At 63.2% G+C, this 23,106-nt stretch carries 20 protein-coding genes and 1 pseudogene; 13 read left to right on the top strand and 8 right to left on the bottom strand.

Features of this window, described 5'->3' with window-relative positions:
• Nucleotides 1–7: 7 nt before the first annotated feature.
• Entirely contained in the window at nt 8–361 is a 354-nt protein-coding gene (locus OUZ30_RS17285; RefSeq protein ID WP_266183683.1) for a hypothetical protein, read from the bottom strand.
• 252 nt (nt 362–613) lie between these two features.
• Nucleotides 614–1,360, bottom strand: coding sequence for an FAD-binding oxidoreductase (locus OUZ30_RS17280; protein ID WP_266183682.1), 747 nt, complete (start codon nt 1,358–1,360; stop codon nt 614–616).
• Nucleotides 1,361–1,454: 94 nt separating this feature from the next.
• Here OUZ30_RS17280 and OUZ30_RS17275 point away from each other — a divergent pair, with 94 nt between their 5' ends.
• The 7 genes from OUZ30_RS17275 (at nt 1,455) to OUZ30_RS17245 (ending at nt 10,738) form a co-directional block, all read left to right on the top strand.
• Entirely contained in the window at nt 1,455–2,429 is a 975-nt protein-coding gene (locus OUZ30_RS17275) for an ABC transporter ATP-binding protein (protein ID WP_266183681.1), read from the top strand.
• Entirely contained in the window at nt 2,426–3,202 is a 777-nt protein-coding gene (locus OUZ30_RS17270) for an ABC transporter permease (RefSeq protein ID WP_266183680.1), read from the top strand. The genes OUZ30_RS17275 and OUZ30_RS17270 overlap by 4 nt, the downstream gene beginning before the upstream one ends.
• A gap of 111 nt (nt 3,203–3,313) precedes the next feature.
• Nucleotides 3,314–4,033: a pseudouridine synthase gene (locus OUZ30_RS17265; protein ID WP_266183900.1), complete on the top strand. Its 720-nt coding sequence runs from the start codon at nt 3,314–3,316 to the stop codon at nt 4,031–4,033.
• Between the two features lie 327 nt (nt 4,034–4,360).
• On the top strand, nt 4,361–5,788 hold the full coding sequence (locus OUZ30_RS17260) for a sugar porter family MFS transporter (RefSeq protein ID WP_266183679.1): 1,428 nt from the start codon (nt 4,361–4,363) through the stop codon (nt 5,786–5,788).
• Nucleotides 5,789–5,850: 62 nt separating this feature from the next.
• A complete protein-coding gene (gene dbpA, locus OUZ30_RS17255) occupies nt 5,851–7,227 on the top strand; it encodes an ATP-dependent RNA helicase DbpA (protein ID WP_266183678.1) in 1,377 nt (458 codons plus the stop codon).
• A gap of 164 nt (nt 7,228–7,391) precedes the next feature.
• A complete protein-coding gene (locus OUZ30_RS17250; protein WP_425601532.1) occupies nt 7,392–8,804 on the top strand; it encodes a M28 family metallopeptidase in 1,413 nt (470 codons plus the stop codon).
• A 308-nt stretch (nt 8,805–9,112) separates the two neighbouring features.
• Nucleotides 9,113–10,738, top strand: a complete 1,626-nt coding sequence (locus OUZ30_RS17245) for a hypothetical protein (RefSeq protein WP_266183676.1) — start codon at nt 9,113–9,115, stop codon at nt 10,736–10,738.
• A 6-nt stretch (nt 10,739–10,744) separates the two neighbouring features.
• Here OUZ30_RS17245 and OUZ30_RS17240 read toward each other — a convergent pair whose 3' ends face one another.
• The gene (locus OUZ30_RS17240; protein WP_266183675.1) at nt 10,745–11,449 is read right to left on the bottom strand and encodes an ArsR/SmtB family transcription factor; all 705 of its coding nucleotides are present in this window, start codon (nt 11,447–11,449) and stop codon (nt 10,745–10,747) included.
• Between the two features lie 84 nt (nt 11,450–11,533).
• On the opposite strand from OUZ30_RS17240, the gene OUZ30_RS17235 reads away from it, so the two are divergent.
• Nucleotides 11,534–12,172, top strand: coding sequence for a flavin reductase family protein (locus tag OUZ30_RS17235; RefSeq protein ID WP_266183674.1), 639 nt, complete (start codon nt 11,534–11,536; stop codon nt 12,170–12,172).
• A 21-nt stretch (nt 12,173–12,193) separates the two neighbouring features.
• Here the strand turns inward: OUZ30_RS17235 and OUZ30_RS17230 are convergent, their stop codons facing one another.
• Nucleotides 12,194–12,487 (bottom strand): hypothetical protein, encoded by a 294-nt coding sequence (locus OUZ30_RS17230; protein ID WP_266183673.1) that lies wholly within the window; start codon nt 12,485–12,487, stop codon nt 12,194–12,196.
• A gap of 454 nt (nt 12,488–12,941) precedes the next feature.
• Here OUZ30_RS17230 and OUZ30_RS17225 point away from each other — a divergent pair, with 454 nt between their 5' ends.
• Nucleotides 12,942–13,298: a hypothetical protein gene (locus OUZ30_RS17225; RefSeq protein WP_266183672.1), complete on the top strand. Its 357-nt coding sequence runs from the start codon at nt 12,942–12,944 to the stop codon at nt 13,296–13,298.
• 234 nt (nt 13,299–13,532) lie between these two features.
• Nucleotides 13,533–15,605, top strand: coding sequence for a M13 family metallopeptidase (locus OUZ30_RS17220; protein WP_266183671.1), 2,073 nt, complete (start codon nt 13,533–13,535; stop codon nt 15,603–15,605).
• 177 nt (nt 15,606–15,782) lie between these two features.
• Here the strand turns inward: OUZ30_RS17220 and OUZ30_RS17215 are convergent, their stop codons facing one another.
• Nucleotides 15,783–16,397: a TetR/AcrR family transcriptional regulator gene (locus OUZ30_RS17215; protein WP_266183670.1), complete on the bottom strand. Its 615-nt coding sequence runs from the start codon at nt 16,395–16,397 to the stop codon at nt 15,783–15,785.
• A 96-nt stretch (nt 16,398–16,493) separates the two neighbouring features.
• Here OUZ30_RS17215 and OUZ30_RS17210 point away from each other — a divergent pair, with 96 nt between their 5' ends.
• The 3 genes from OUZ30_RS17210 to OUZ30_RS17200 all read left to right on the top strand — a co-directional run bounded on the left by OUZ30_RS17210 (nt 16,494) and on the right by OUZ30_RS17200 (nt 19,570).
• Nucleotides 16,494–17,498 (top strand): saccharopine dehydrogenase NADP-binding domain-containing protein, encoded by a 1,005-nt coding sequence (locus OUZ30_RS17210; RefSeq protein WP_266183669.1) that lies wholly within the window; start codon nt 16,494–16,496, stop codon nt 17,496–17,498.
• A gap of 38 nt (nt 17,499–17,536) precedes the next feature.
• The gene (locus OUZ30_RS17205) at nt 17,537–18,310 is read left to right on the top strand and encodes an isocitrate lyase/PEP mutase family protein (RefSeq protein ID WP_266183668.1); all 774 of its coding nucleotides are present in this window, start codon (nt 17,537–17,539) and stop codon (nt 18,308–18,310) included.
• Nucleotides 18,311–18,430: 120 nt separating this feature from the next.
• A complete protein-coding gene (locus OUZ30_RS17200) occupies nt 18,431–19,570 on the top strand; it encodes an aminotransferase class I/II-fold pyridoxal phosphate-dependent enzyme (RefSeq protein ID WP_266183667.1) in 1,140 nt (379 codons plus the stop codon).
• Nucleotides 19,571–19,728: 158 nt separating this feature from the next.
• On the opposite strand, the gene OUZ30_RS17195 is transcribed toward OUZ30_RS17200, so the two are convergent.
• The 3 genes and pseudogenes from OUZ30_RS17195 to OUZ30_RS17185 all read right to left on the bottom strand — a co-directional run bounded on the left by OUZ30_RS17195 (nt 19,729) and on the right by OUZ30_RS17185 (nt 23,094).
• Entirely contained in the window at nt 19,729–19,935 is a 207-nt protein-coding gene (locus OUZ30_RS17195; RefSeq protein WP_266183666.1) for a hypothetical protein, read from the bottom strand.
• Between the two features lie 622 nt (nt 19,936–20,557).
• A pseudogene (locus tag OUZ30_RS17190) lies at nt 20,558–20,752 on the bottom strand (DUF5009 domain-containing protein); the annotation flags it as partial.
• Between the two features lie 20 nt (nt 20,753–20,772).
• Nucleotides 20,773–23,094 carry a family 20 glycosylhydrolase gene (locus OUZ30_RS17185; protein ID WP_266183665.1) on the bottom strand — a complete coding sequence of 774 codons (2,322 nt, stop codon included), beginning with the start codon at nt 23,092–23,094 and terminating at the stop codon, nt 20,773–20,775.
• Nucleotides 23,095–23,106 lie beyond the last annotated feature (12 nt).

Genomic DNA, 23,106 nt, shown 5'->3' with positions numbered 1-23,106 from the left:
ACCATCGTCATTCGAAAGTCTGCGTGACCAGCTTCACGGCCGCATCGTCCTCACCCGCGGCCCTGGCGTAGCTCGAGAAATAACGAAGCACGCGATCATCGGCAATACCCGAGGCAGCCACCGTGCTGACTTTCACCACATAAGACGCCGAATCGCTGGTGCCCGAGCCCGATCCATCGCAACTGCGCCGACCCGAACCACCCGGCGCCATGCTTGAAACATCCCCGGCATCGGCCAGACAAGTCGGCGCAAGAATGGCACCGACGAAAGTAATCGTGCCGCCGCTCGCATACGCCGCCGGCGCGCCTAGCGCCATGGCGACCACGCAAACCAACCAGGTACGGCGAATCCAACCTTTCATGACGGGCCCCTTCCTGCACCCGCACGTCGGCTAGGTACGTTGGGGATCTATCGGCAGGGCCGATGGGGTCTTTAATGCAAAACCCGCGCACGTCTCCACAATGTGAACCTGGTCACATTTTTTGGTCAATTTGGACGATGAAGGTCACTGGAGGGCCGAAGAGCTTGCCAGGGACCTTCCATTTAGCGGCACGTCCCGGCGCAACTTGAGGCCGGGGTTCTGAGAGCGTTAAGGAAACGGGCGCGGGCCGGCTCAGCGCGAGGAGATGTACTTCTCGCGGCGAATTTGGGCCACGGCCAGCCCAAAGTCCTTCAACGCCGCGAACGCGGCGTCGACCATGTTCGGGTTGCCGCACAGGTAGGCGATGTCGCGCTCGGCGCTCGGCGCCAGCTCGGCCAGCACGTTTTGCACATGCCCCTGGCGATCGCTGGGGCGCGGCACGGCACGCGGCTGGCGGCTCAGGCAGCCATGGAAGGTGAAGCCGGGATTGGCCTGAGCGAACGCCTCGAACTCCTCGCCATACAACAGCTCGGTTTCATTGCGGGCGCCGTAGAGCAAGACCACCTCGCGCCCGCCCTTCTGCAGCAGCGCCTGAATCTGCGGCAGCATGGCGCGATAAGGCGTAACGCCGGTGCCGGTGGCCAGCAGCAGGTAGCGGCCGTTGGTATCGCCCGCCTGCAGGCAGAAGCGACCATACGGTCCGCTGGCGTCGATCACGCCACCGTGCGGCAGCTCGCACAGCAGCTGGGTGGCGGCGCCACCCTCGACATAGCTCACGGCGATTTCGATGCGCTGCACCGGCGAGGAACCATCACCCACGGTGCCTACCGAGTAGCTGCGCTTGGTGGCCGTGCCGTCGGCGTAATGGAAGTGGATCTGCAGGAACTGCCCCGGCACAAAGGCCAGTGGCTGACCGTCGACGCGCTCAAACGCCATGTGACGCACGGAAGGCGCCAGCATGGTGCTGTCGACGAGACGGAGTTTGAAGTGGTCGGCCATGGGTTTTCCGGGGGAAACGATGTGATCGCCAGGCCATTCGGGACGGCTTGGGCAAGCCACGTATAATAAGTGGCTAGCCCCTCCGGTGCAGCCCATGTCCCCTACTTCTCCTCCCGCGCTGGTTGTCGACAACCTGCGCAAGACCTACAGCAATGGCGTTGAAGCCCTCAAAGGCATCAGTCTGACCGTCCAGCCCGGCGATTTCTTCGCCCTGCTGGGCCCCAACGGCGCCGGCAAGTCCACCCTGATCGGCATCCTGTCTTCACTAGTGAACGCCAGCGGCGGCGATGCCCAGGTGTTTGGCGTGTCGGTGAACAAGCAGCGCGGCAAAGCCATGCAGCTGATCGGCCTGGTACCCCAGGAAATCAATTTCAACCAGTTCGAGAAGCCGTTCGACATCTGCGTGAACGAGGCCGGTTTCTACGGCATCCCGCGCAAGATCGCGATGGAGCGCGCCGAGAAGTACCTGAAGGAACTGCGCCTGTGGGATAAGGCGCAGCACCAGGCGCGCATGCTTTCCGGGGGCATGAAGCGTCGCCTGATGATCGCCCGCGCCATGATGAACGAGCCCAAGCTGCTGATTCTCGACGAACCCACGGCGGGCGTGGATATCGAGATCCGCCGCTCGATGTGGCAGTTTGTCAGCGGCATCAACGCCGCCGGCACCACGGTCATCCTCACCACGCACTACCTGGAGGAAGCCGAACAGCTGTGCCGCAACATCGCCATCATCGACCACGGCAGCATCGTGGAGAATACTTCGATGAAGCGCCTGCTGGCCACGCTGGACGTGGAAACCTTCGTGCTCGACATCCAACAGGCGTTGACCGAGCTGCCAACGATTCCGGGCATCACCTTGCGCCGCATCGACGAGCACACGGTGGAAGCGGAGATGTCCCGCTCGCACGATCTCAACTCGCTGTTCGCGGTGCTGTCCGCCCAGGGCGTGACGGTGACCTCGATGCGCAACAAGACCAACCGCCTGGAAGAACTGTTCGTACGCCTGGTCGAACAGGGCCGAACAGAGCAGGGCCGAACCACCAAGGGCAACGAGGAGAAAGTCGCATGAACAGTGCCGGCAACCTGGTTGCGCTCAACACCATCGTCCGGCGCGAAATCGTGCGCATCATGCGCATCTGGACGCAGACGCTGATTCCGCCCGCCATCACGATGACGCTGTACTTCGTGATCTTCGGCAAGCTGATCGGCAGCCGCATTGGCACCATTGAAGGCGGCTTCACGTACATGCAGTACATCGTGCCCGGCCTGGTGATGATGAGCATCATCACCAACAGCTACGGCAATATCTCCAGCTCGTTCTTCGGCGCCAAGTTCAGCCGTGCGGTGGAGGAAATGCTGGTGTCGCCCATGCCGAACTGGGTGATCCTGCTGGGTTATGTCACCGGTGCCGTGACGCGCGGCGTGATCGTCGGCGCCCTGGTGCTGGTGATCGCGCTGTTCTTCACGCACTTGCACGTGGTCCATCCACTGATCACGGTGGCCTCGGTGATCCTTGGCGCGACGATCTTTTCGCTCGCCGGCTTCGTCAATGCCGTGTATGCGAAGAAATTCGATGACATCGCGCTGGTACCGACCTTCGTGCTCACCCCGCTTACGTATCTCGGCGGCGTGTTCTATTCGGTGAGCATGCTGGGCGAACCGTGGCGCAGCATCTCGATGGTCAACCCGATCCTGTATATGGTCAACGCGTTCCGCTTCGGCGTGCTTGGTGTGAGCGACGTGCAGATCGGCGTGGCGTTCGCGGTGATGCTGGCCTTCGTCATCGGCCTGTCCATCGTGGCGCTGCAGTTGCTGAAGCGTGGCGTGGGGCTACGCTCCTAACCGAAGAAAAAATCTGTAGGAGCGCACCCAGTGCGCGAAAGGCGCGGTGTCACCGCTGCGTTGGCTTTTCGCGCACTGGGCGCGCTCCTACAAAAGAAGAAAATCGAACCGATGCGCGTCAACAAATACATCAGCGAAGCCGGACTCTGCTCCCGCCGTGAGGCGGACGAGTTGCTGCTGGCCGGGCGCGTCACCATCAATGGCGAGGCGGTCAGCACCGGTGCCAAGGCGCTCGAAGGCGACGAAGTGCGGGTGGATGGCGAGATCGTACGCGCACGCATCCTCGCGCCCAGCGTGGCGGCCAAGCGTGGCGTCTATATCGCCCTGAACAAGCCGGTCGGCATCACCTGCACCACCGACCAGACCGTGAAGGACAACATCGTCGATTTCGTCGATCATCAGGAACGCGTCTTCCCGATCGGCCGTCTGGACAAGGATTCGGAAGGCCTGATCCTGCTGACCAGCAACGGCGACATCGTCAACGAGATCCTGCGCTCGGAGAACAACCACGAGAAGGAATACCTGGTGGCCGTGAACAAGCAGGTCACCGATGAATTCCTAAGGGGCATGGCGCGCGGCGTGCGCATCCACGGCCAGATGACCAAGTCCTGCAAAGTACGCAGGATCGCCAAGTTCGGCTTCGGCATCATCCTGACCCAGGGCCTGAACCGGCAGATCCGCTTGATGGCGGCCGAGTTCGGCTATCGCGTGACCCAGCTGCGGCGCGTGCGCGTCATCAACGTGAAGCTCGGCCATTTGAAGGTTGGCCAGTGGCGCAATCTCACCGAGGCGGAATTGAAGGGGCTGCTGCCTGGTCGCACGCAGTGGTGAACTGCTTGCTCTCCTTCCTGATGGAGAGTCATTGGGTCACGACACCCACGGTCACACCCGTCGCGCCGGCGCAGGCTGGGGTCCAGCGACTAGCGTGCGCAACGCCCAGGCGACTTACGCGTGCTGCGCTGCACAAGCCAGGCAAGCTTTAAGGCACGAGATCCCAGCGTTCGGCGGGATGACGAGACAGAAAGGATTTGCGCGCTTGCATCATTCGCTCCCGTAGGTGAGAAAACTCGATATCGTTGGCTCGTTAGTGCATACGTATTCACTCCGTTATGCCAAGGCGTCCAGCGCAGAATCGCCGGACTCACATGGGGAGAGGCGATGAGCAGCACGACGAGCAATGCAGTGGATGACCTGGGCCAGCACGCCACCGTGCGCGTGGTCCTGATTGCGGCAGCGGCCGCACTGGGTGGTTTCCTTTTCGGTTTCGATACGGCGGTGATCAACGGCGCCGTCGATGCCGTGCGCGGCAACTTTGGCCTGGGTGCCGGTCAAATCGGCTTCGCCGTGTCGTGTGCGCTGCTCGGCTCCGCCGTCGGGGCCTGGTATGCCGGCCCACTGGCTGATCGCTTCGGTCGCGTTCGCAGCATGCAGGTGGCGGCCCTCTTCCTGGCCATGAGCGCGCTGGGTTCGGGCCTCGTCGGCGGCGTAGCCAGCCTCGTCTTGTGGCGCCTGGTCGGTGGCATCGGCGTGGGCATCGCCTCGGTCATCGCACCCACTTATATCGCGGAGATCTCTCCCGCCCAGGTGCGTGGCCGACTCGGCTCGCTGCAACAGCTGGCCATCGTGCTGGGCATCTTCGCCGCCTTGCTCAGCGATGCATGGTTGGCCGGCACGGCGGGTGGCGCGTCACAGCCGTTGTGGCTTGGCCTCGCGGCGTGGCGCTGGATGTTCCTGGTCGCCGTGGTACCCGCGTTGATCTACGGCTCGCTGGTGCTGGGCGTGCCCGAATCGCCACGCCACCTGGTCGCCAAGGGTCGCCTGGCCGAGGCACGCGACGTGCTGCGCCAGGTGCTCAACATGACCAACGAGCGTGCGCTGGACGCCAAGGTGCAGGACATCGAGCAGAGCCTGCACTCCGAATATCGCCCCCGGCTGCGCGATCTGCGCGGCTCGAGCTTCGGCCTGCTGCCGGTGGTGTGGATCGGCATTCTGCTGTCGGTTTTCCAGCAGTTCGTAGGCATCAACGTCATCTTCTATTACTCGTCGACGCTGTGGCACTCGGTGGGCTTCAGCGAGGCTGATTCGTTCTCCATCACCGTGGTTACATCGGTGGTCAACGTGCTGGTGACCCTGGTGGCGATCGCCCTGGTCGACCGCATCGGCCGTAAGCCGCTGCTGGTGATCGGTTCCGCCGGCATGGCCGTCACGCTGGGCCTGATGGCCTGGTGCTTCTCGCAAGCCAGCGGCAGCGGCGCCAGCCTCAGCCTCCCCGCGCCGTGGAATATCGTCGCCCTCATTGCCGCCAATGCCTATGTCGTGTTCTTCGGCCTGAGCTGGGGACCGATGGTGTGGGTGCTGCTGGGTGAGATGTTCCCCAACCGCATTCGCGCCATCGCGCTCGCGGTGGCGGCTTCGGCGCAGTGGCTGGCGAACTTCGCCATCACCAGCAGCTTCCCCAAGCTGGCCGAAATCGGGCTGAGCTTCGCTTATGGCCTGTATGCGCTGTTTGCACTGGTATCGCTGGTATTCGTCGTGGTCTCCGTGCGTGAGACCAAGGGCATCGAGCTGGAAGACATGCAAAGCTGACGATTTGGGGCGAGGGCCTTGCCCTCGCCCTTCCACTCACAAACGGCGTGCGACAATGCCGCATGACTGATTTCCGAACGCTCCCGCTCAAGCCCGCCCTGCTCGCCAGCGTGGAAACCCTCGGATTCACCGAGATGACGCCCGTGCAGGCGCAAAGCCTGCCGCCGATGCTGGAAGGGCGCGACGTGATCGCGCAGGCGCGCACGGGTAGCGGCAAGACCGCTGCCTTCGGCCTGAGCCTGCTGCAAAGCCTCGACGTGGACACCATCCGGCTGCAGGTGCTGGTGCTTTGCCCGACGCGCGAGCTGGCTGATCAGGTCAGTAAGGCCATTCGCAAGCTCGCCGCGAATATCCCGAATGTGAAGTTGCTGACGCTATGTGGCGGCATGCCCCTGGGACCGCAGCTGGCGTCGCTCACGCATGATCCGCATATCGTGGTCGGCACGCCTGGCCGCGTGCAGGAGCATCTCAAGCGCGCCAGCCTGCATGGCGGCGGTATCAAGGTGCTGGTGCTGGACGAAGCCGACCGCATGCTGGACATGGGCTTCTCCGAAGCCATCGACGACATCGTCGGACGCATCGCCAAGCATCACCAGACCTTGCTGTTCTCGGCCACCTACGCAGAGGAGATCCGCCAGGTCAGCAAGCGTTTGCAGCGCGACCCGGTGGAAGTGACGGTGGAAACGCCGCACGAAGAGACCACCATCGAGCAGCGCTTCCACGAAGTGGAGCCAGCGCACAAAATGGATGCACTCGCGCAACTGCTCGGCAAGGAACATGCGCAACACGCGCTCGTGTTCTGCAATATGCGCAAGGATGTCGACGCCGTAGCGATGGAACTGGACCGACGCGGCTTCTCCGCACTCGCCTTGCACGGCGACATGGAACAGCGCGACCGCGATGAAGTGCTGGTGCAGTTCGCCAATCGCAGCTGCTCCATCCTGGTTGCTACCGATGTCGCCGCTCGTGGCCTGGATATCGCTGCCCTGCCGCTGGTGGTGAGCTACGACATTGCGCACGATCCGGATACGCACACCCATCGCATCGGCCGCACCGGTCGTGCCGGTGAAGCTGGACATGCCATCACCCTGGTCACACCTCGCGAGCGCCCGAAGGCGATCAATATCGAGGAACAGCTTGGGCGGCCGCTGCCCTGGTCGCCACTCAAGCTCGCTGCACCGAAGGGTAAGCAGCTCAACCTTGCGCCCATGAAGACCGTGGTGATCGACGCGGGACGACAGGACAAGCTGCGCCCCGGAGATATTCTCGGCGCACTCACTGGCGATGCCGGGCTCGATGCCAATGACATCGGCAAGATCGACGTGTTCGCTACGCGCGCGTATGTGGCCATCCGTCGCGATCTTGCAAACAAGGCGCTGGAGCGGCTGCGCGCGGGCAAGATCAAAGGGCGTAATTTCAGGGTGCGGTCGTTGCAGTGAATCCATCGCACGGCAAATGTCTCCCTCCCCTGCTTGTCCCAAAAAGGGGACGCCGTGCGGTCTCAGGGGGAGGAGCCAACGTCCCGCGTCCCCAACCATCGGCCCATTCAGCCCGCCAGGCAGCGTAGTAAGGTGCCCGTTCCACTGCCGCCCGGATGATGCCTGTGTCCCGCCGAACCCTCTGCCTTGCTGCGCTGATCACTGCCACCTTCGCCTCCCAGGCGACCGACCTGCCCGTTGTGCCGCGCGAGCAGCCGTCGCTGCAGGCCCTGGCCACGGCGCCAAGCGAGGCGGAGCTGCACGCCACCATCGAGAAGCTGGTGGGCTTCGGCACCCGGCACACGCTGTCGGACACCAAGTCAGACAAACGCGGCATCGGTGCCGCACGTCGCTGGGTGAAGTCGCGCTTCGAGGAAATTTCGCGCGAATGCGGCGGCTGCATCGAGGTCGTGACGCCATCGCAGATGTTTACCGGCAAGCGTGCTCCGCAGCCCACGGAAGTGATGGACGTAGTGGCGATCAAGCGTGGCAAGGGCGACCCCAAGCGCGTCATCGTAATGACCGGTCACCTCGACTCGCGCGTCACCGATGTGATGAACAGCACCAGCGACGCGCCCGGCGCCAATGACGATGCCTCCGGCGTGGCGGCCCTGATGGAAGCGGCGCGCCTGCTGTCGAAGCAGGACAACGACGCCACCCTGGTCTTCGCCGCGCTCTCCGGTGAAGAGCAAGGCCTGTACGGCGGCAAGGTATTGGCCGACTACGCCACGGCCCAGGGCTGGCAGGTGCAGGCGGACCTCAACAACGACATCGTCGGCAACAGCCACGGCCAGAACGGCGTGCTCGACAACACCACCGTGCGCGTGTTCTCCGAAGGCACCAAGAGCAACGAGACGCCCGAGCAGGCCAAGTACCGCGCCTATCACGGCGGCGAGGTCGATTCGCCCTCGCGCAATATCGCCCGCTATATGGAACAGATCGCCTCGAATTACCTGCCCGACCTGCGTGTCCATATGGTCTATCGCACCGACCGCTATAGCCGCGGTGGCGACCAGGTACCCTTCCTCGAAGCCGGCTATCCAGCGGTCCGCGTGACCGAGGGTCACGAGGACTACACGCGCCAGCACCAGGATCTGCGCACCGGACATACGGATCAGGATCGGAATATCCACTACGGCGACACCATCGACGGCGTGGACTTCCGCTATCTGGCGCGCGTGACCGCACTCAACACCGTGACGATGGCCGCACTCAGCCGGGCACCGGCTCCGCCGACCGGCGTGAGCATTGAAGGCGCACTCGCCACCGACACGACCGTGCACTGGAAGAAGGTGCCGGGCGCCACTGGTTATGTGGTGCATTGGCGCGATACCACCGCGCCGCAGTGGCAGTACAGCCGCTCAGTGGGAGATGTCGATTCCGCCGTCATCAAGGATGTGGTGATCGATGACTGGTTCTTCGGGGTGTCGGCAGTGTCGGCGGATGGCTATCAGAGCCCGGTGGTGTTTCCGGGCGACGCGGGGAGCTTTGAGCGCTCGCCCGCCGCCAGCGCCGCTGCGAAAACCGGGGCCCCGTGACGTTTGCTCTTTCCCAGCGTCAGGGTTCGCCCTGACGCTGATGTGAGTAAGCCGTTGCTCGTCATACCAGCGGAAGCAGCCCTTCGGCGGTTGAGAACCGCTGGGTTGGCGGCATCTTCCGGACCCGTTGAACAGGCCCTAAGATCATCCCCGTCGCCGCGCCAAGGGGGAACGGTGGCCGCGTCCCGGCGGACGCGTATCAACGGACGATATCCAAGGGGAAGCTCCATCGTTGTCGGTCGCGCACACCGGCCACCGTAGCCGGTGAAAACGCCCGGCGTCGCGTGGCGATTCCTGGAGCGTGGCTGATGACCTACCCGGAAATACGCCATCCATCGAACCGCACGCCTCCCACCTGGGACGGCACGCTTCCCGATGCTTCGCCACCTCCTATGCCACCACGGGCACCCGCGCCTCGCTCCGGCTATATCGCGGCGCACTGGAGGGGCGAGCTGTCGTTGGCGGAGTCGTATTGGCTGAACGGTGTTCTGCTTGGCGTGGCGATGGTCATCCTCGAGTCGGCCCTGCTGGCCTGGATGAAGAACAGCCACCCGTCGCTCACCAGCGTGTTGGTTATTGCGGCCATCTATGGCGCGGCGCGACTGATCATGTCCGTGTGGCAGGTGGTTGGCATCCTGCGTTCGGCGGCGCTCAGTGGCAGTCGCTGGGCCGTCGTCGTGAACATCCTGATGGTGCTGGCCATCCTTGCGGCGCTGGGCCGGCTACCGACGCAATGGCATAACCTGCAGGGTCTTGCACAGGGCGCAGCGGAACAGCGCCGGCTGAGTCACTACAAGATCGGGCTTGATCCTTCCGGCGATGCCATCCTGGCCCAGGGCACGATCGGCGTCGACTACGCCAAGGGCATCGCCGAGGCGTTCACTGCGCATCGGGACATCCACCGCCTGGTACTGGACAGCCTGGGTGGCGATGTCGACAACGGCATGCAATTGCATGATTTCCTGGTTGCGCATCCGGATATCTCGGTCGAGGTCGATCACTTCTGCGCGAGCGCCTGCACCTTGGCCTTCATTGGCGGCACCGAACGCCTGGTGTCAGTCAACGCTACGCTCGGCTTCCATCAGATGCATTCCATGATCGACACGCGCTTTTCGGCCGACTACACCGAGAGCAAGCAGGAGGCGTTCAAGTCACTACTCGCCAAACGAGGCGCTTCCGAGGACTTCATCGGCCTGGCGTTCGCCAAGCAAGGCAATGATATCTACGCGCCCAATGCGGATTCGCTGTTCGCCAATCACATCATTACCGGGCTTCGCCTCGATGACCGCGTCGTATCAGCGGGCCAGTGGCGCACGGAGCAGTTTCTCTATGCGTACTACCGCAACGCCAACACGAAGCGCATGGGCGATGCGCTGACCCTGATCCGCACGCAGATGCCGCAGATCTACGATGCATGGGTTCAGCGCAACCTGCACATCCAGCAGGAGCCAGGCCGCCAGCAACGGCTGACCGACTACAACACGGCGCTGTGGCATACGCTGCATGCAGCGCGCAATGCCGCCATGCACACCGTTACGTCGGATCATGTGCGCGGCTTTACCATGGGCTGGCGCGACATGCTTCTGCATATGAGCAAGCGCCTTTCCGCCAACGCCTGCGGCCGCTATCTCTCCGGCTTGCCAGTTGATGCCGGGAAAGAGAATGATGCGATCTATCGCGCCAATAGCGAGAGTTATGTCGACCTACTGACCGACAACGATCGCGCGCGCAGCATGACGATCGACTGGTCGCTCGGTGCACGCGAGCTCGCGCAGGTGCGCAGAAACGTTGGGCAATCGGTGTCCATGCAGCCAGGTGGCGATATCTACGCGCTCACTTGCCAGCGACAGATCGCCCTGCTCGACGGATTGCTGGGGTTGCCGGGCGCGGGAAGCGACATGGCACTTCGTACGCTGTTTACCCAGGGCCAATAAACACGGCTAGTCGTCGTTATCGAGCCTCACGCCCAACGCGGCGAAACGGCGTAGTCCATCGCTGCTGGGTTGCAGCGCTCGGCTTTCCGCGCGACGTCTCAGCCAACCGGCGTTGAGCAGGGTGTCGGTAAGCGATACGCCCAGTGGACCGCCGATGTGCAGGCGACGCTCACTCCAGTCGAGGCAGCCGCGTCCACGCAGCTTGAGCAGATCCTGCACGGCAATCGTATCCAGCCCCGCGGCGATCAACGCGTCCGCGCCATCGGGCAACAGATGCAAGCCATCACTCACGGTATGCAGATAGCCACGGGCCAGCATTGCATCGCACAGACTCACCCCCAGACGCCCGGCGAGATGGCGATAACAGGTGCGCGCCAGACGCAGCGGGCCGTCGACGCCGGCCGGAACCGGTAGCGTCGGTCGCAGGCGCGGTATGGCCAGCGCTTCAAGCATGGCGGATACCTCGTCACTGGCCAGCCGGTAATACCTGTGGCGACCCTGCACATGTACCGCCAGCAGGCCGCCTTCCAACAGACGCTTGAGATGCGCGCTCGTCGTGGCAGCGCCCACTCCCGCTGCGCGCGCCAGCTCCCCGGCAGGGCGTGCCGTGCCGTCGATCAGCGCTAGCAGCATCGCCGCACGCGCCGGCTCGGCCAGCAGGGCGCCGATTTCGGCCAACTGGTAGCGACTAGGGGACACGGTATCGTTCATGCGTGCAGTCTAGCCCTGCTGCGGCGACCGATAGTTCGCTCACGCACGAAACATCGTCCATGTCACGGCCCGCACACTACCGCCATGGACCAATACCGCGCCCCCGATAGCATCGTCATTCATCCCTCCATTCTGTATTTCGGTACGCCAGTCGTGCTCATCAGCACACGCAATGCGGACGGCTCGACCAACATCACCCCGATGTCATCCGCGTGGGCGCTGGCCGATCGCGTGGTGATCGGACTTGCCGCCGGCGGACAAGGCGTAGCCAATCTCCAGCGCGAACGCGAATGCGTGCTCAACCTCGCCAGCGAAGACTTGCAGGAAGCCACCGAGCGCATGGCGCCGACCACGGGAAGCGATCCCGTGCCTGACTGGAAGCAAGTCAACGGTTACCGTCACGTGGCCGACAAGTTTGCACTGGCAGGATTGCACGCGGTCGCTTCGCACGAGGTGTCGGCGCCACGGATCGCCGAATGTCCGCTGCAACTCGAGGCACGGGTGGCGCTGATGGTAGAACGGCCGGTCGACGACTGGCGCCATGGTCCTGGTGGTTATGTGATTGCCGAGTTGCAGGTTCTACGCGTGCACGCCCATGAAGACATCGTCGTGCCAGGTACACAGCACATCGATCCCGTGCGCTATCAACCCTTGTTCTATCTCTTTCGCCACTACGTCGGTCGGGGCACGGGGCTCGGCAAAACCTTCAAGGCCGAAGTGTGAAGCCCGCGCCCGCTCTCGTCGTTACAGCAGCGTGACCAGGGCCGCCACCCAGACCAGCGCCGCACCCATGGCGAACGTGCGGCGCGCGGCGTTGATGCGTTCCGGACTCTCGTCCTCGACCGGCGTGGTGGCGATCCACGGTGTCGATAGCAACACGGCGAAACCGATGAAGGCGATCACGATGACGACTACATCATGCCAACGCCATGGCAGCGGCTCGTGCACGCCCCAGTAAGCGAGGAACGCCATGCCCATGGCGCACAGCGTGGCGGAAGCCGAACACAACCCAACGACTGAACCTGTTGGCGCGCGCATGCCACATGCCTCCGGAAGCTGGCGGTGATGCTGGTAGAGATTACTGCAGGCGGCCGTGAGGCCACGGTCGCTTTGCATCCCTTTCGCCACGCCGCGCAGATCTTCAATTTTTGTGAAATTCACCCGACCGACGAGCGCAAACACATAAATTTCAGTGCGCCGACCGAATCCGCAAAAAGACGGCCAAAATCTCGGCGGGCCGATAGAAACGGGCTTCGACGGGCATTCGCTTTCGCATGCCTGACGATCGCATCGACAATCCCCACTTTCCGCTGAACAAAACCGTGCGCGCCGATGAAATGGGTCAACCGCGCATGTCCAGTGCCGTTTTTCCGCCTGTGCCATCCGACATCCGGATGGCCACAGGGGCACCACGCTCTACGGCATGGGGTAGTTCTACCCCAAGGGCGAGTGCACCCTGCTCCAGCTAACCCTGACACTGAGGAAAAAAGCCATGCAGACCAAGATGACGTCGCGTTTCAGCCTGATCGGTTTCACGATGGCCGCTGCGCTCGCGAGCGCAGGTGCCATGGCACAGTCCACTGCGCAGGACGTGCCGGGCCACCCCCGCGTCAACGAAGTGAACCAGCGCCTCGACAACCAGCAGAACCGCATCCAGGCCGGCGTGGCCGATGGCCAGCTCAACGCCAAGCAGGCGGCTCGTGACGAGAAGCAAGACGCCAACATCGCCCAGCGCGAAAGCGCCGACGAAGCCAAGCACGGCGGTCACCTGACCAAGAATGAGCAGAAGAACCTCAACAAGTCGCTGAACCAGGACAGCAAGCGCATCCACAAGCAGCGCGAAAAGTAATCCTGACGCGGGCCGGTGGCCCGACCGGTGGTCGAAGCGGTAACGCTGCAGCGTTACTCGCCTCGACCATCGACAGTTTCAAGACCGTCAACGGCCCGGCTCACTTCCGGGCCGTTGGCGCATGTGGCAACCGGCAATTCCGACCCGACCCATTTGAAGGCTGCAACTTCCAGCACTGGTCTGCCCGCCTGGAAGTGAGAGTATCCGCCGACGTCATTCACGACCGGAGGGGTTATGCGTAGCAGGATTCTCGCGTTCGCTTGCTTGAGTGCCTTGATCGTGGGAACGGCCTACGCCGCCGACCCGACGAGTGCCAAGCCGCAGTACGGCAGCTGGGGCTTTGATCAGGCGGGCGCCAACCTGGCGACCAAGCCGGGTAACGACTTTTTCCGCTACGCCAATGGCACCTGGCTGGATAACACGCCCATCCCCGCTGACAAGGCGGCCGTAAGCCTGCGACTGGCGATGACCGACCTCACCCAGCAGCGCCTGCACGACATCATGGAGGCGGCGGCGCATGGCCATCCTTCGCCCACCTCACTGGACGGCAAGGTGGGTGCGTTCTATCAATCCTTTATGGATGAGGCGCGCATCAATGCGCTCGGCGCCAAGGCCATCGCGCCGCAGCTCGATGCCGTGCGCAAGGCCAGCACGCGCGACGCGCAGGCCGCCTTGATGGGTCGCACCAACGTAGATTTCGAAGGCGCCCTGTTCAATCTCGTCTTCGATGTAGACCTCAAGGACACCAAGCACTATGCGGTATACGTCACCCAAGCGGGCCTTGGCTTGCCGGATCGTGACTATTACCTCAAGCCGGAATTCGCCAAGCAGAAGACGGCCTACCAGGCTTATGTCGCTCAGTTGCTCACACTGGCCGGCTGGCCGCAGCCCGAGGCGGCGGCGAAAGACGTCGTGGCTTTTGAAACCGCCATGGCGCAAGCCAGCTGGAGCAAGGTCGAACAGCGCGATCCCGTGGCCATGTACAACCCCATGAGCGTGGCCGAGCTGCACAAGCTGGCGCCGGGCTTCGACTGGTCCGCTTACCTGAAGTCAGCCCAGCTGGGCGACCTCAAGCGCATCGTGGTCGGTGAAAAGACGGCGATCCCGAAACTCGCCGAACTGTATGCGCATACGCCGGTGTCTACGATCCAGGCCTGGCAGGCCGCGCGCATCGCCGACAACGCCGCGTTCTACCTGTCCCAGCCGTTCCAGGACGCGTACTTCGACATGCACAACAAGACGTTGTCCGGCCAGCAGCAGATGTCCGCGCGCTGGAAGCGGGGGGTCCAGGCCGTATCGGGCGGCGACTGCGGCGTGGGTGAACGCCTGGACTGCTTCGGCAACCTGAGTTGGGGCGTCGGCGAGCTGTATACGGACAAGTATTTCCCGGCATCTTCGAAGACCAAGATCGAAGAGCTGGTGGCCAATCTCAAGGCGGCATATCGTGTCCGCATCGAGAAGCTCGACTGGATGGGTCCGCAGACCCGCCAGGAAGCGCTGCGCAAACTGGACACGTACACCATCAAGGTCGGCTACCCCGATCACCCGCGCGACTACTCGAAGGTGGACGTGCGTAGCGATGACCTGGTCGGCAATGTGTTGCGCGCGGCGGAGGCGGACTGGGCGTTCTACGTGAATCGCCTCGATGGTGCGGTGGATCGCAGCGATTGGACCATGTCGCCGCAAACCAACGATGCGTACAACGGCTCGCTGCGCGACATCGTCTTTCCCGCGGCCATCCTGCAGCCGCCGATTTTCGATCCGAACGCCGATTCCGCGATCAACTACGGTGCCATTGGCGGCGTCATTGGTCATGAGCTCACGCACGGCTTTGACGACGAGGGACGCAAGATCGACGCCGATGGCGCCTTGCGCGACTGGTGGACCGAAGCCGACGGCAAGGCGTTCGAGCAGCGCGCCAAGCAACTCGGCGCGCAGTACTCCGCCTTCGAACCGCTGCCAGGCGTGCACATCAACGGTGATCTGACCATGGGCGAGAACATCGCCGATCTCGGTGGCCTCACGTTGGCGCTGGATGCCTATCACGCGTCACTGCAGGGCAAACCCGCACCCGTAATCGATGGACTGACCGGCGATCAGCGCGTGTTCCTTGGCTGGGCGCAGGCATGGCGCGGCAAGCTGACCGACGATGCGATCCGTCGCCAGGTCACCAGCGATCCGCATTCGCCGCGAGCCTTCCGCGTCAACGGGCCCGTGCGCAATCTCGATGCCTGGTATCAGGCCTTCGGTATCCAGCCCGGCGACAAGCTGTATGTCGCTCCCGCCGATCGGGTCCGTATCTGGTGATTTGTTACTGATCGGCTCCCAAGCACCCGTCTGCCCTTCTCTTTGCGAGAAGCGCAGACGGACGGGGAATGAATGACGTTTGGACGTCCGAAACTACCCACGCAGATCAAGCCAAGGGACCCGTCTCGGCCTGGAACTGAATTCTCGTCGACGCGGCCGTTCTTCATGATGCAACGACTAACCGGCTGAGCGTGCAGCCTCGACCAGCGCGCGTGCCGAGGTCTGCAGGACTCGCGTCGCGTCGTCGGATACCAGCAGGTCCGAGCTGACGAAGGCACCGTTGACCAACAAGGCCAGTTGCGCAGCTAAAACATCTGGATGGGCCACGTCGAGCCGCCGCGCGATGGCATCGAGGCGCGAGCGGAGCCCCTGCATATGCGCGCGGGCTACCTGTCGCGCTGGATGATCCTGTTCCGGAAATTCGGCAGCGACGTTGATCTGCGGACAGCCGCGATAGTTCGAGCGCGACAGCCGCTCCCCTATCCAGCGCATATGGGCCGCCAACTCGCCAGCCGGGTCAGTCGCGTACTTAGCCGCAACGTCGTCCCAGGTCGCCCAGAAGTCGACATCCTCGCGCTGCAGGAAGGCGACGACCAGATCGTCTTTCGTGCGGAAGTGTCGATACAGGCTCGTCTTTGCCACGCCAGCCTGCTCGACCACCAGGTCGACGCCAACGGCTCGGACGCCTTGCCGGTAAAAAAGCGTGGACGCGCATTCGAGGATTCGTTCGCGCACATCCGACGAATCGACACCGGGCGCCTTGGGGTTTTTGACAGACGGAAGCGTAGTCATGGGGCAACAGGCCAACTTCGGTGTTGACATGGTACAGACCGTTCTGTAGCGTTACAAGAACAGACAGGTCTGTAGCGTCCAAACAGGGAGAGCGTCATGGTCAGGAACAACTCTGCCGTAGCCGTCTATGGCGCTACGGGTCATACGGGAACCTTCGTCATCGCCGAGCTTCTGCGCCGTGGCATACCGGTGGTCGCCGTGGGTCGCGATGTGTCACGCGTTCCGGCGGGTGTGACGTCGCGAATCGCGGCCATTGATGATGCGGCGGCCCTGGACCGGGCGTTCGCCGACTGTTCGGTGGTCATCAACTGCGCCGGTCCCTTCCTGGATACCGCGCCGCCGGTCGTAGAGGCTGCCTTGCGAGCGGGCTGCGCCTACCTGGATGTCACGGCAGAACAAGCCAGCGCGCTCTCGACCTTTGAACGCTATGACGAGCGTGCCCGGGCAGCGGGCATTGCCGTCATCCCCGCAGCAGGTTTTTACGGCGGCCTTGCGGATCTTCTCGCCAGTGCACTGGCTGGCGATCAGCCGATCGATGACATGACCGTGGCCATCGCACTCGATCACTGGTGGCCGACCAAGGGAACCCGCCTGACCGGTGAGCGCAATCGCGTGCCACGCGTCGTGCTCGAGAACGGCGGCTTGGTGCCTATGGCGATCGGCGGGACAAAGACCGCATGGACGTTCGATGCGCCGCATGGCGTTCAGGAAATGGAAGAAATGCCGTTCAGCGAGATCATCACCATCTCGCGTCATCTGGACGTGCGCAACCTGCGTGCTTATCTCAACGCGGCGTCCCTCGGCGAAATCCGTGACGCCGCCACACCCCAGCCGGCAGCCATCGACACTCTGGGTCGATCGGCACAGCAGTTCGTGATGGAGGTGCTCGCGCGTGACAGCACCGGTACTCGCCGCGCCGTCGCACACGGACAAGACATCTACGCCGTGACGGCACCTCTCGTGGTCGAGGCCGCCGCACGCATGCTCCAACCCTCGTTCGATCGAATCGGTACGCTCACGCTGGGGCAAGCCTTCGATGCCAAGGAGTTCCTTCGCGCCTTCGAACCTGAACACCTGATGTTCGCACTCCATGCGCTTTGATGCAGCAGGCTCAACCCAAGCACCCGAGGAGATATGACATGCAGCAGAAAGAACGCGCAGAGTTGTTGGCTTCCCTCCACCTCAAAGGTACCCCCGTCGTCCTGTACAACGCCTGGGATGCCGGCAGCGCCAGGGCCATCCAGGATGCGGGCGCCCGCGTGATCGGGACGGGCAGCTGGGCCGTTGCCGCGGCGCAGGGGTATGCCGATGGCGAGTCAATGCCTTTCGCCTTCGTCGAGCACATCGTTGCCCGCATCGCCGGCGCGGTCGATGCCCCGGTGACCGTGGATGTCGAGGGCGGCTATAGCGATGATCCACAGGTTTGTGCGGCCAACGTTGCGCGCTTGATGGACCACGGTGTGGTGGGCATCAACTTTGAGGACCGTATCGTCCACGGCAAAGGCTTGCATGGCGTTGACCGGCAGTGCTCGCGCATTGCGGCAATCCGCGCCATGGCCGACGCGCGGGGCGTGCCGCTGTTCATCAATGCGCGGACCGATCTGTTCCTTGGCACCGGGGTCAAGCCACCCGACGGCATGATCGAGGCCAAGGAACGCGCGGCCGCCTATGCGCGCGCTGGCGCTTCCGGTTTCTTCGTACCTGGTCTAGTCGACTTGTCTGCCATTCGGGATTTGTGCGACAGCGTAGAGCTGCCCTTGAACGTCATGGCGATGCCGGGACTTCCTCCTGCGCATGAGCTGGCGGATGCAGGTGTCGCTCGCATCAGTCACGGACCGGCCGCCTACTTGCTGGCCATGGAGGCCATACATCAGGCCGCTCGCGATATCCTGGAGGAACGGCAGGCGGCATGATTACCGTGCCCTTCGTGCGGATGTCCCAGCGAATGGCGTATGCAGCGCAAGACGAGTTTCGCGGAGTCGGGCTCCCGACTTATTGTAAGGCGCCTCACCCACCACGAGTAGAACCAGCACATGGCCGAACGCATGCGTGATTTCGCCCTGGAAGTCCATTTCTCGCGCTGGGAGTTCAAGGCGCGCTACAACATGGCCGCCTCGGATGTGCAAAGCCTCTCGCTTGACCAACTCTTGCAGCTGGCAACGCCCGAGGACCGGTCCGCGTTCGAGCACCTCAGCCTCGGCTATACCGAGACCTTCGGCTCGCCCGCGCTGCGTGATCAGATCGCGAAGTCGTATGACAGCGTGAAGGCCGACCAGATCATCTGCTTTGCCGGCGCGCAGGAAGGCATCTACATCGCCATGAAGGTGCTACTGGAGGCGCACGACCATGCGATTGTCATCGTGCCCAACTACCAATCCGCGGAAACCATCCCCTTGTCGGTCTGCGAAGTGACCGGCGTAGCACTGGATAGCGAGCACGACTGGCAGCTGGATATCGAAAAGCTTGCCGCGGCGATCCGCCCCAACACCAAGCTGATCTCGATCAATTTCCCCAACAACCCCACCGGTCACATCATTCCGCGCGCATCGTTCGATGCCATCGTCGAACTGTGCCGGCGGCACGGCCTATGGCTATTCAGTGACGAAGTGTATCGACTGCTTGAACGCGACCCCGCCAAACGGCTACCCGCGGCAGTCGACGCGTACGAGAAAGGCGTCTCGCTGAACGTGATGTCCAAGGCCTACGGCCTTGCGGGGCTGCGCATCGGTTGGCTGGCCTGCAAGGACCCGCGTGCGCTGGTGCAATGGGAGCGCTACAAGCACTACCTCTCCATCTGTAATGCAGCACCCTCGGAGCAACTGGCGCTGATTGCCCTGAAGGCGGGTGCGACGATTCTTCAACGCAGCCGAGGCATCATCGACAGCAACCTCACCGTACTAAATGCGTTCTTCGCGCAATTCCCCGGACTGTTCGACTGGAAGGTGCCTGATGGCGGTTGCATTGGCTTTGTCCGCTATCACGGCGAGGACGGTGTGGAATCGTTTACCCAAGACCTGGTCGAACAGGCAGGCGTACTGCTGTTGCCCGCAAGCGTCTATCGCTCGGAACTCCACGACGTGCCAACGAATGCCTTCCGCCTTGGCTTCGGGCGAACTTTTGTGCCACAGGGGGTGCAGGCAATGACCGATTGGTTGCGCGCTCGAACGGCCTGAGCACGGCACCGGCGAACGACCTCCTTGGGCTCGGCTATCACCAGAACATCGCGTGGTGCACCCAGGCATGATGTGCGCGTAGTGGAAGCGGCAGCACATTTACTACACGGCGATCGGTCGCTGTTCGCACCTGGTTGAAGAAAGGGGTGCGCAAACGCCTAATGATCCGACGCGCCGAGCTTCTTCAGTTCCTCAAGTGCCCTGCTTGCATCCTGGGCGGCCGCTTTTGCCTGCTCGGCTACGGCGCCGTCACCGCTATCGACGGCTTCGCCATAGAGACGCAGCGCCTTTCGGCGGCAGTCGAGGTAGCTAAGCAACGCCTGTTCAAGCGGGTGGCTCTTGTCGTCTGGCGTCAGTTGAGTCATGGCAAGCTCGTTGTATAGCGCGTTTTACTTCGGCAGCAGGTCGGTGTTGATGGTCTGCGGATGCGGGATGTCGTACGACGCTTCCCTGCGAGTCAGAACGGCCGTTCGTGTGACCCGCCGATGCGCACGTGGGTAGCGCCCATTTCGACGCGGCCGGCGATCGCCCATGGAAGCGAATGGGATGGCTCTGTGGCCATTCCATCGCTCTGGCCGAAACCGACTTTGAAGACCCGACACCCATCCGTCACCGGCTCGGGCGAGGGTGGGTTCCCTGCCGCAGCGAAAGTATCAATGGGTGTCGGACAATCGCTCGCGCCGCGCAGCTGCGCGGTTTCCTGGTGCTGCATGTCGCCCCCTGGCTGCTGCAACGAGATGTGGGCATGGGCCCCCACCGATTCGCATCAGCATGCCAGTGCGAAGGCTGTGGTGACAATAAGAAATTACGCGAGTCGCGCATGGCGGGCTTCCTGCCGCCCAGTGCACCACCCGGATCGCCCATAGGGCGACTCGGAGGTGCTCACTCAAAGCTTGATATACAGACGTCGCCGATCCATCGCGTAGACAATCAGCACCGCACGGCCGCGAAGACGAAAGCGGACGCGAGCGATGCTACGCACGAGCCGATCTCCAGCGCGATCGACACACCCACGACGAACGGGAGAAACGGAAACGCCGGCTCAGTCGGCGTACAGCCATTCCAGATCGAATGCTCCAGTGGCGCATTGACGTGGTCCCGATCACCGGGGTCGTTGACCAACAGCCTGGCCGCGACGGTACAGCCGCGCAGTGCATCTACTGCGCCGAGACGGCGCAACAGCGCTTTCGCGCTCTGAGCTTTCACGGCGTGGCCTTGGCGCCGACATCGACCGGCAATAGCGAGACCTTGCCTATGCCATACAGCGGCCCGGTGATCGGCGACGTGAAGACCAGGCAGAGATCGTGCACACCCGCCTGCGCGGCCAGCAGCCCCTGCAAGGTGAATTTCGACGGTCCCTCCTTGGGCAAGGGCAACGTGGCAAGCGTACGTCCCTTGCAGCTGCCGAGGCGCACGACCAGTTCGCCCTGCGGCGTCGTGGCCTTGTGCGACACCACCAGCTTGGCGTCATGCGCCAGCTGAAAATTGCGTGGCAGGCGCGCGATCTCGACGCTGATCGCTGGGATACTTTCCAGCTTGGCGGCTCGGTAAAGACGGCAATTGTCGAACACGTTGATAAGATACGTCGGCGACAGCGTGGTGGCATCAGGTGCGGGCTGTACGCGCAAGCGGAAATCGCTGCCTGGGCAATTATCCAGCTCGCCGGTAGTGCGACTGCGCAGCGCAGCCACGTCCAGCAAGCGCTCACGCACGCCCGTCAACGGCGTCCCGTCATCGGCGAGGGCCACCGCCTTCACCGTCGTCGGTAGCTTTACCACGAACGGTTCGACATACAGCGGCGAGCTGGCGCCTGGCACCGTGCCATCGGTCGTGTAGTGCAGGCTGCCGTACTTCGACTGGTTCGACAACGAGACGGCGGCGTGTCCGCTGCTGATCGCGGCATTTCGGTCCACCTCGATGGAAGCGGCAAACGCACTATCCGCATAGCCGATGCCCTGCTCCCGATACCGGGCAAGCTGGGCCGGCAGGCGATCGAGGAAGCCATGCCAATCGCGCGCTTCTGCCGGCGACCAGGCCGCTTCGGCCAGGGCATCCATACGCGGGAACACTGCATGCTCGATATGCCGGAGCGTCGGCATATGCTCCGTCCACATATTCGCCTGCATGCCGAGCACGTGCTTGGCCTGCCGGGTATCCAGCGCCTTCGGCACCGCTTCGAACGCGTAGTAGTTCTCCAGCGACATGGCAGGCAGGCGACCGGTGGTTTCATCGGCGCGATCGCTCTGCATCTGATCGAGATAGAGCTGCGGCGCGGGCGATAGCACCACGTCGTGACCCTGCTTCGCCGCATCGATGGCGCCCTGGGTGCCACGCCATGACATCACGGTGGCGCTGGCCGGCAAGCCCCCTTCGAGGATTTCGTCCCAGCCGATCAGGCGTCGGCCATGCGCGGCCAGGTACTGGCCCATCTGGCCGATGAACCAACTCTGCAACGCGTTTTCGTCTTTCAGCTTCAGCGCGCGCATACGCGCCTGCACGGCCGGCGAGGCTTTCCACTGGTCCTTGACCGCCTCGTCCCCGCCCACGTGGATATAGGTGGAAGGGAACAGGGCCATCACTTCGTCGAGCACGTTCTGCAGGAAGTGCACCGTGGCGTCATCGACGTTGTAGAGGTAAGGGTGCACGCCCCAGTCCGGTGACACGGGCGGGCGACGACCGGTGACACCGATTTCCGGATACGAGGCTACCGCGGCCTGCGCATGGCCCGGCATGTCGATCTCCGGTACGACCGTAATGTGGCGTTCGGCCGCATAAGCCACGATGGCGCGAATGTCGTCCTGCGTGTAGTAGCCGCCATAGCGCTGGGGTTCGCCGCCTTCGCCGGCATTGGGCGGCGTACGCCAGGCGCCGATGCCCGTCAGCTCGGGATAGCGCTTGATCTCGATGCGCCAGCCCTGGTCGTCGGTGAGATGCCAGTGCAGCACGTTGAGCTTGTGCTGCGCCATCTGGTCGATGATGGTGCGCACTTCGTCCGGCGTCTGGAAGTGCCTCGCGGAATCGAGCATCAGCCCGCGCCACGCAAAGCGCGGCTCATCGCGAATATGCACCGCGCCAAGCTTCACGTCACCAGTGCCGTGAGCGGGTGTCAGCAATTGCCACACGGTGATGGCGCCGTAGAACAGACCGCCTTCATCGCGAGCCGCCACTCGAACGCCCTGCGGCGTCACGTCTATCGTATAGCCTTCCGGACTCGCCACCGGTGCCTGTGGGTCCAGCTTGAACACGATGGCAGGCCCTAGCGCCTCACTATCCGTCACCTGCAGTTGCAGGTGACGCGTATGCGCGGTCAAGGCGACGAGATAGTCGGCCGTGCGCCGCGCAGCCTTGTCACCAGCGTCCACCACAACAGGCGTTTGCGCACTCACGTTGAAGGGCTCGCCGGCAAAGGCGACCTGCGCCGGCATCGGGATGACATCCAACGGCGCGTGTGAAGTGTCCGCGCCATGTGCGATCACGGCAAAACTCAACAGGGCAACACAGAGAAGGTGACGTGGCTTTCTCATCATGGTCTCGTG

The organism is Dyella humicola (assembly GCF_026283945.1).
Lineage (GTDB): Bacteria > Pseudomonadota > Gammaproteobacteria > Xanthomonadales > Rhodanobacteraceae > Dyella > Dyella humicola.
This window is presented reverse-complemented; position numbering and strand designations above follow the sequence as displayed.